The sequence below is a fragment of the Burkholderia pseudomultivorans genome, from assembly GCF_902499075.1.
In the GTDB taxonomy this organism is placed as follows: domain Bacteria; phylum Pseudomonadota; class Gammaproteobacteria; order Burkholderiales; family Burkholderiaceae; genus Burkholderia; species Burkholderia pseudomultivorans.
The window spans coordinates 19,083-27,927 of record NZ_CABVPP010000078.1; the positions used below are offsets into that span (position 1 = coordinate 19,083).

The window sequence follows — 8,845 nt, forward strand, 5'->3', positions numbered from 1 at the left end:
TGGTCGCCAATGGTAATGGCGTCATGACGCTCAGCCAATCCGATTACCTGTGCGTGATGCAGATGCCGTTGCCGGGTATCGTGATTTTCGTGCATGGCGTGAACTCGGAGGGGGAGTGGTTCGAGGCGAGCGAAAAGGGCCTGTGCGCCGGGTTGAACACGCGCCTCGGACGTACGGACGATGATTTGGCGCATCACGGCCCTCAGGCCGGGCAGATGGCGCCGATGCATTACATGAATAGTCTGACGGACGACGGCTTCATCAATCCGCAGCTGTGGGCCGGTACGTATCTGCAACCGGACGAAAATACCTACTCGCCGGTCATTCATTTCCGCTGGGGCTACAAGGCAAACGCCGAGGAACTGAAGCGCTATGGCGAATCGATCTTCCTGAACGAACAGAACTACTGGGGTGGCGGCCCCTTCGCGAATGGTTGCGGCAGCCTGCCGGACCTGTGGAACGCTGGAGTCGATCCGCGGATCTTCGGCTTCATCAATGTGCAGGGGATCAATCCGACGCAACGCCCGCTCTTCGAGACGCCACCGCGCATGTACAACGTACTGGGAGCATTGCGTCTCGCGAAGCTCATCGGCTCTATCCGCAAGGCACAGAAGGACGTGCCGATCACGGTGGTGTGTCACAGTCAAGGCAACATGGTTGGCATCGCAGCCGCCTTCCTCGGCGATCGTCTGTCGAAAGATGCTGGCGTGCGGTGCGTGGCCGATACCTACGTGCTCGCCAATCCGCCCTATAGTTTGCTCGGCACGATCAAGGGAGACAGTTCGCCTTTCATGGAGCAGTGGACCGAACGCAACGCCAAGGACTCTCACGGCAATCGCGGGCGCGTAGAGTCGCAGGCACGGGTGAAGACCCTGAAAGCGTTCCTTGAGCTCATCGCGAAAAGCAAGGATGCGGAGGACGAGCGCGACCCGCTCGACTTCCGGATGACGATGGCGAACCTGCAGTCGCGCGCTGACGGCAAGCCGGCCTACGATCCCGATTATGACCGGCAGCAGTACGGGGTTCAGAACCATACTTACGGCCGCGTGACGCTGTATTCCTGCCCGCACGACCAGGTGATTTCCGCCGCCCCCGTCCAGGGTATGGGCTGGCGCGGACTGCATCCGGACGAGGTCGCGCTCGTGAAAGGTTCGAGCCTTTTCACGCAGCGCGTGTTTGCCACCAAATTCAAGGTCGGTCAGGCGTCGCCGGTAACCTACCGAACGTGGGAGGACGACTGGCGTTATGGCAAGGGCTCAACGGACCTGTTCTTTTATCCGACGTCACCCCCGGCCAAATATAACTTGGTCAAATCACTGCGGGGTAACCAGGAGTGGTACGGCAAGGTCGCGACCATCGCAATCGCCCCCGCGCTGTATATCGTGACGATGGCGACATCGGCGCTCGGCATGTTCCGCGTCAGTGCGGAGCCGCCGAAAAAATGCGGCGCCACACAGGAGGGATGGCACGTGGTCTGCGATGCGCCGGCCCTGCCGGAGCCGTTCTTCCCGCAGGCGCTTCGCTACGGGGCGCTCGTGCATGTGAAGGACGGCACCGCGGAGAGTGATTTCAACGAGGACAACGATCCAGTGGCGGCGGCACGCAACAAAAACAAGACGTCCATCAACACGGCAGATCCGTACGATACGTACAAGCCCAAAGGCGAGCATGCGGCCGAAATGGAACCCAAGGGCGATGCGGACAGTGAGGCTTCACAACGCTACGAGGACCATGCGATCGCGCGCATGGAGGCCCGTCGTGACAACAACCCGGAATGGGTCAAGGACGGCGTGGTTATAGGGGAGGCGGGTCCCAACGCGCAAATGCCCGCCGGCTACGAGAAGTGGCGAAACAAGCAGATCGTACACATCCTCGACGCTGCGGTGAATAACCCGACAAACCATTCGACAATCATGACCAACGAGAAGCATGCCAGGTTGGCGCTGGCTTACGATGTTGCGATTGGTGTTTGTCGGATTTCGCAGCAACGGTTGAACGATTTCAGGATCGAAGCCGATTGGCGATTCGGCCATCAAATTGGAAAATATAATCCAAATATTGTTTATTCGGAATATTTCCGATATGGAACGATGAAAAAAGTTTCGCTAACCAATTGGGTTACCAACGATGCGGAAGCAACACTTCCCGATTCGATAGATGACACGCGGCAGGGAGGCACATTCCTCGGCATCGGAGAGGTCGCATGAGATCATTGCTTTCCTCCCGGTCAAAACGATTTGCACTGGCACTCAGTGCAGTACTATTGGTGATGGGTATCGTGGCAATCGAAACATTCGGCCACGGTCCGCAAATTCGAAGCATGGGAGAGGAAATGACACGATGGTTAGGTTTGCCGGCTCTGGCTGGGATTGCTGTTTTTGCATTCGCTACGGCTTGGTCGTCCGCAAGCGCGGAAGCCGCCGAGCCCATGTCGGCGCCGACTCAGTCAGCACCTATCGAAGAGAAGCCATTCGTCGCGCAAGTCGTGGGGCTCGAATGGCTCAATCCCCTGCAGCGTCGCGATTATCCGACGGAATGGCAATTGCTGTGGACGCTGGGACTGGTCAAGCCGAATAAAAATGACGACATGGTTAGAAAGGATCCCAAGTCATTCAGTACAGTTCGCCCTGTCGCTGGAATCGCCTACGGTAATAACGGAAGAGAGAGTTTTGATGGGTTCTATGAAAAATATATAGATATATTTCTAGGACTGCTTTATGACAAGTACGCGATGAATGGGCACTATTTCTATACAGTCCAACCATCCGACAAACGACACTGGCGAGAATTGGCGGGAGTTCGCATTGAGTTTGCAATCCCCACACGGCTATCTCCCAAAGAGGCTCGCTCGCATCTTAGCGACGAAATGATCACGGCCTTTTCAATTGGCAGCAAGTCGTTCCCCGACCTGTGGAGCAAGGATACGCCACCGGACATTCAAATCCACGTCGGCGGCGCCAACGCCGGCTTCACATCATTGAACGCAGCACTCGACTATCTGCAGGCGCATCCGCAGGAAAGCGTGTGGGTAATGAACTGGGATGCCCCAAGCTTTCCACCCAAAGACGAGCAGATGAACGAGAACCTCACTGTGCTGTTTCTCGCCGGCCCGGATCTGAAGACCGAACGCGAGCCGCTCGCATGGATCGGCAAGGCTGCAACGGGCAGGGTGAGCGACTACGAGGCAAAATCCGGCACCACGCGTGCTGTCCAGGCGTGGAAGGCGACGATCGCACAAGCCGCCCACAACGCGAACGTTGATCCTTCCAGCATCCAGTTCGTCGTGCATGATGCAGGCAAGGGCAGCGATGCGGCATCGGCCCGCCTGGCCTCGCTGTCGCAAACGCTCACGGAGACGCTGCCGGAATTCGACTATACGAAGCAGGTCTTCAACACGCCGGCGCTGCTCGGTGAGATGGGCGCGGGCACGGCGCTGACCAACGTCGCGCTTGCAATCGGACGGATTAACCACTTTGGCGGCAATGCGCTGGTTGCCGGCACAACGGACGCTGGCCATCCGACTGCCGTTGTCATCCTTCCCCCGTCGAAGCTCACGCCGATCGATCAGAACAGCGACTGGTTCCGCGCTCGCGGCGAAAACAATGCTTATCTGCCGTGGTGGGGGCGTCGCCACGACACGAATTACGGCATTCAGGGCTACTCGTATTAAGGAGCCTCCGTGCGCGGCATTATTCGAGTAGGCGATGTACATAGCCATGGCGGGCGCGTCGAGTCGGGCGCCGCGAACAGCGAGGTAATGGGGCGCCCGGTCGCGCGAATTGGCGACCGCTGCACCTGCCCGATTCATGGTCAATGCGTGATCGTCGAGGGCGATCCGGACTTCACAGTGGAGGGCAGCTTCGCATCGTTTGATGGCCACAAAACCTCGTGCGGGGCAGTACTGATTTCATCGGCGTCTACGTCCGGGCGCCCCTGAAGCGGGATGTCGGGACGTATCCCGATTTCCCGCAATCAAGAACAACGCCGAAGGCGAGCGCGCAGCCAAAATGGCAGAAACGTCCGGCCACGGCCTCCGGGGAAGAAAATGACACGATGGATAAAGTCGCCGGTGCTAGCTGCGCCCGCTCTTTTCGCGCTAGTTACAGGTTGCTCGTCTGCGGTCATCAGAACCGAACGGCCCATGTTGGCGCCAGCGCCCTCAACGCCTCTCCACGAGAAGCCATTCGTTGCGCAAGTCGTGGGGCTGGAATGGCTCAATCCCTTGCAGCGTCGCGACTATCCCACGGAATGGCAACTGCTATGGACGATGGGGCTTGTCAAGCCGAACAAGAACGACGATATGGTCAGAAAAGCCCCTCAAAGCTTTTTGTCAGTCAAGCCAGTCGCTATTGTTGCGGACGGCAACAACGGAAGGGAACGCTTTGATGGATTCTACGAGAAGTATATCGATACGCTTCTCGGTCTGTTTGCCACGAAATATGTGATGAACAGTCAATATTTCTACACTGTCAAGTCACATGACCCTCGCCATTGGCGGGAGCTTGCGGGTATTCGGATCGAGTTTGCGATACCACCAAGGCTGGAAGTGAAAGAGGCGAAAGATTATTTGGCGCACCAGATCAAGGATTACTTTGAAATTGGCAATCAATCTGCCAAAGACCTGTGGAGCAAGGATTTACCTGCCGACATTCAACTCCACATCGGTGACGCTAATGCCGGCTTCACATCATTGAACGCCGCACTCGACTATCTGCACGCACACCCCAAAGAAACCGTATGGGTGATGAACTGGGACGCACCAAGCTTTCCCCCCAAAGACGAGCAGATGAACGAAAACCTCACTGTGCTGTTTCTCGCCGGCCCGGATCTGAAGACCGAACGCGAGCCGCTCGCATGGATCGGCAAGGCTGCAACGGGCAGGGTGAGTGACTACGAGGCAAAGACCGGCACCACGCATGCTGTCCAGGCATGGAAGGCGACGGTCGCACAGGCCGCCCACAACGCAAACGTTGATCCTTCCAGCATCCAGTTCGTCGTGCACGATGCAGGCAAGGGCAGCGATGCGGCATCGGCCCGCCTGGCCTCGCTGTCGCAGACGCTCACGGAGACGCTGCCGGAATTCGACTACACGAAGCAAGTCTTCAACACGCCGGCGCTGCTCGGTGACATGGGCGCGGGCACGGCGCTGACCAACGTCGCACTTGCAATCGGACGGATTAACCACTTTGGCGGGAGTGCGCTGGTTGCCGGTACAACGGACGCTGGCCATCCGACTGCCGTTGTCATCCTTCCTCCTTCGAAACTCACGCCGATCGATCCAAACGGCGACTGGTTCCGCGCTCGCGGCGAAAACAACGCCTATTTGCCGTGGTGGGGACGTCGCCACGACACGAATTACGGCATTCAGGGCTACTCGTATTAAGGAGCCTCCGTGCGCGACGTTATTCGAGTAGACGATAGCCATGGCGGACGCGCGCCGGGTCTGGCGCCGCGAACCGTGACGTCATGGCGCGCCGCACGAATCGGCCACCCATGCACCTCTCTGATTTACCACGATCACAACGTCAAAGACATGTAAGTGTCCGAAATGGTACAAACGATCAGCGACGACCTTCGGGGGAGAAAATGACACGATGGACGAAGGTGCCGGCTTTAGCGGCAATCACTGTTTTGGCACTCGCTACTGGCTGCTCGTCTTTAACTGCGGAGAGCGTGCAGCCCCTGTCTACACCAGGCCCGTCAACGCCTGTTCAAGAGAAGCCGTTCGTCGCGCAAGTCGTGGGGCTGGAATGGCTCAATCCCTTGCAGCGCCGCGACTATCCGACGGAATGGCAGCTGCTGTGGGCCATGGGGCTCGTCAAACCGAATAAGAATGACGACATGGTTAGAACGGATCCCAAGTCGTTTAGTACAGTTCGCCCAGTCGCCGGAATCGCATACGGGAACAACGGGAGGGAGCGCTTCGATGGATTCTATGAAAAGTATATCGACACGCTTCTGGGCCTGTTTGCCACGAAATATGTGATGAATAGTCAATATTTCTACACGGTCAAGCCACAGGACTCACGCCATTGGCGGGAACTCGCAGGCATTCGGGTCGAATTTGCGATACCACCGAGACTTGAAGTAGATGAGGCGAAGGATTATTTGGCGTATCAGATAAAAGATTACTTTGAAATTGGCAATCAATCCGCCAAAGATCTGTGGAGCAAGGATTTGCCTGCTGACATTCAAATCCATGTCGGCAGTGCAAACGCCGGCTTCGCATCATTGAACGCCGCGCTCGACTATCTGCAGGCGCATCCGCAGGAGAGCGTGTGGGTAATGAACTGGGACGCGCCGAGCTTTCCACCCAAAGACGAGCAGATGAACGAGAACCTCACCGTGCTCTTCCTGGCCGGCCCGGATCTGAAGACCGAACGCGAGCCGCTTGCATGGATCGGCAAGGCTGCAACGGGCAGGGTGAGTGACTACGAGGCAAAGACCGGCGCCACGCGTGCTGTCCAGGCATGGAAGGCGACGGTCGCACAGGCCGCCCACAACGCAAACGTTGATCCTTCCAGCATCCAGTTCGTCGTGCATGATGCAGGCAAGGGCAGCGATGCGGCATCGGCCCGCCTGGCCTCGCTGTCGCAGACGCTCACGGAGACGCTGCCGGAATTCGACTACACGAAGCAAGTCTTCAACACGCCGGCGCTGCTCGGTGACATGGGCGCGGGCACGGCGCTGACCAACGTCGCACTTGCAATCGGACGGATTAACCACTTTGGCGGGAGTGCGCTGGTTGCCGGTACAACGGACGCTGGCCATCCGACTGCCGTTGTCATCCTTCCTCCTTCGAAACTCACGCCGATCGATCCAAACGGCGACTGGTTCCGCGCTCGCGGCGAAAACAACGCCTATTTGCCGTGGTGGGGGCGTCGCCACGACACGAATTACGGCATTCAGGGCTACTCGTATTAAGGAGCCTCCGTGCGCGGCATTATTCGAATCTGAGTCGTACACGCATCCCCAGATGCTTCTCGCACGCGAGCGTCGGGCCAAAATCCGATCGTCAGCACCCGTTCGGCGCCGGATGACGGTTGCCGGGCTTCGCTCGATGCCTCGACACCAGTCCCGCCGGGGCATGCTCACGCAGCCGAGTGACCAGCCAGCTCATCGCCGGCGCTCCCTGAGGGGTGTTGGCGATCAACCTACAAGCCAAAACACGACATTTTTATTTAGCGGAAACGCGACATCTGAACTTGGGACCTACACCAAATGTCCCTGCTAAGTTCAATTGTCGTGTTTCCAGCTAAATTGAAATGTCGCGGTGTTTGGGCTTTTTCTTGTCCTTATTCAAGGTGTTGGGGTGGGGCGGCGAAGCCGCCCCCCGTTCCCTGATTCCTTCAACGCTGACTTCAAGAATGGCTTGATTCACGTCGGCAAGCTCAATTGCACGCTGTTTCTTCAGCCCGATGAGGGCCTTCTTTGCCTGAACCTCGGCGCCGCAATGGGTGCGTGACGGTGAGCCGGCCGCGCGGCGTTCGTCACGCATGCTCTGGATGCGCCGTGCGACTTCCAGGGCACTGGACAGCCGCTTGTTCTCGACCTCGGCGCCTTGATCGATGCGCGTGATGCGATCGTATTGCCGGCACGACAGCACCGCGCCGTTGGCCTGGACCTCGATCATCCCGTCCGGATATTCGACGACCTCGACGTATTCATGCACGAGGCTCCGATTGGCCGCCGAATCGGCGAGCAGGTACATCACGCGGTCGTACTGCACGGTCAACGCGTTGGATACCTTGCGCGGCACGCGATACGACAGGATCTGTCTCAGATCCTCATCAGCACGCAGCGGCCGGTGTGCGTCGTGATCGCTTTTCGGCGGTTTGCCGAAGCGACGGTTGAAGTCAGCGATGAAGGAGGGCGCATACGCGTTGGCGGCCTCTCGTGTGCTGATTCCGCGCAGTCTGAGCTCTTTGACGAGCCGGTCCTGCAGTGTCAGGTTGGCCCGTTCCACCCGCCCCTTGGCCTGACTTGAGTTTGCACAGAACGCGTCGACATTGAGCTCGTACAGCGCTCGGCCAAACTGCGTGACGCCTTTGCCCGCGGTCTCCGAGCGATTCTTCACGTAAAAAATGCTGGCCTTGTCGCTGTAGAACGCCACCGGCTTGCCATGCGAATCCAGATACTTGGACAGCGCCTCAAAATAGCTGAAGGTCGATTCGTTCGCCGTGAAGTGCAGCGCCATGAGCTGTCCGGTTGCATCGTCGATGAACACCAGCAGCGTGCAGGCTGGCGCACGGTCCTCGAACCAACGGTGATCGCTGCCGTCGATCTGAATCAGTTCGCCGAAGCAAGCACGGCGGTTGCGCGGTTGGTAGACCTTCGGCGGGCGTTGCTTGCGTGGAATCCAGAGCCCGGAAGCCCTCATCAGCGTACGAACCGTTTCGACAGCCAGGTCAATGCCATGACATTCGCGCAACTTCTCGCACGCCAGCGTCGGGCCAAAATCGGCGTAGCGCTCGCGGATCAATGCCAGCGCCCGCTGCGCCTTTCCAGCCGGCAACTGATGGTTGCTCGGGCGTCCACGCTTGCCTGACACCAATCCAGCCACGCCGGCCGCGCGATAGCGCGATACCAAACGCTCAATCTGCCGCACGCTCAAATCCAGCCGTTCGGCCGCCTGGCCAGGCTTGAGCCGACACTCGGCTACCGCCTCAATGACCTTCAGCCGATCCACTTCACGCATCGTCATGGTGATCGTCCCAGTCGCGTTCATCGCCGGCGCTCCCAAGGGTGCAGACGATCACCTACAGGCCAAAACACGACATTTCTTATATGGTCGCCTCCCATTTGCAAGGCAATTTTGATCGTGGCGAGGAGGGTGGTTGCGGAC

At 58.4% G+C, this 8,845-nt stretch carries 6 protein-coding genes; 5 read left to right on the forward strand and 1 reads right to left on the reverse strand.

The features are described from left to right. The first annotated feature begins 23 nt into the window (after nt 1-23). The 5 genes from BST28156_RS31540 (at nt 24) to BST28156_RS31560 (ending at nt 6,924) form a co-directional block, all read left to right on the forward strand. Nucleotides 24-2,207, forward strand: coding sequence for a T6SS effector phospholipase Tle3 domain-containing protein (locus BST28156_RS31540; protein ID WP_174904293.1), 2,184 nt, complete (start codon nt 24-26; stop codon nt 2,205-2,207). Further along, on the forward strand, nt 2,204-3,670 hold the full coding sequence (locus BST28156_RS31545; RefSeq protein WP_174904285.1) for a virulence factor: 1,467 nt from the start codon (nt 2,204-2,206) through the stop codon (nt 3,668-3,670). Before BST28156_RS31540 ends, BST28156_RS31545 begins: the two co-directional genes overlap by 4 nt. A gap of 9 nt (nt 3,671-3,679) precedes the next feature. Beyond that, complete coding sequence (locus tag BST28156_RS31550) at nt 3,680-3,937, forward strand: PAAR domain-containing protein (protein ID WP_080292904.1); 258 nt, start codon at nt 3,680-3,682, stop codon at nt 3,935-3,937. Between the two features lie 108 nt (nt 3,938-4,045). Further along, nucleotides 4,046-5,383, forward strand: a complete 1,338-nt coding sequence (locus tag BST28156_RS31555; protein WP_174904286.1) for a virulence factor — start codon at nt 4,046-4,048, stop codon at nt 5,381-5,383. A gap of 203 nt (nt 5,384-5,586) precedes the next feature. Beyond that, complete coding sequence (locus BST28156_RS31560; RefSeq protein WP_174904287.1) at nt 5,587-6,924, forward strand: virulence factor; 1,338 nt, start codon at nt 5,587-5,589, stop codon at nt 6,922-6,924. A gap of 331 nt (nt 6,925-7,255) precedes the next feature. On the opposite strand, the gene BST28156_RS31565 is transcribed toward BST28156_RS31560, so the two are convergent. Then, nucleotides 7,256-8,728 (reverse strand): ISNCY family transposase, encoded by a 1,473-nt coding sequence (locus BST28156_RS31565; RefSeq protein WP_174904288.1) that lies wholly within the window; start codon nt 8,726-8,728, stop codon nt 7,256-7,258. Nucleotides 8,729-8,845: the final 117 nt, after the last annotated feature.

Bases quoted from the DNA above. Each gene is read 5' to 3' on its own strand.
- BST28156_RS31540 (WP_174904293.1), top strand. From the start codon at position 24: ATGACGCTCAGCCAATCCGATTACCTGTGCGTGATGCAGATGCCGTTG.
- BST28156_RS31545 (WP_174904285.1), top strand. From the start codon at position 2,204: ATGAGATCATTGCTTTCCTCCCGGTCAAAACGATTTGCACTGGCACTC.
- BST28156_RS31555 (WP_174904286.1), top strand. From the start codon at position 4,046: ATGACACGATGGATAAAGTCGCCGGTGCTAGCTGCGCCCGCTCTTTTC.
- BST28156_RS31560 (WP_174904287.1), top strand. From the start codon at position 5,587: ATGACACGATGGACGAAGGTGCCGGCTTTAGCGGCAATCACTGTTTTG.
- BST28156_RS31565 (WP_174904288.1), bottom strand. From the start codon at position 8,728: ATGAACGCGACTGGGACGATCACCATGACGATGCGTGAAGTGGATCGG.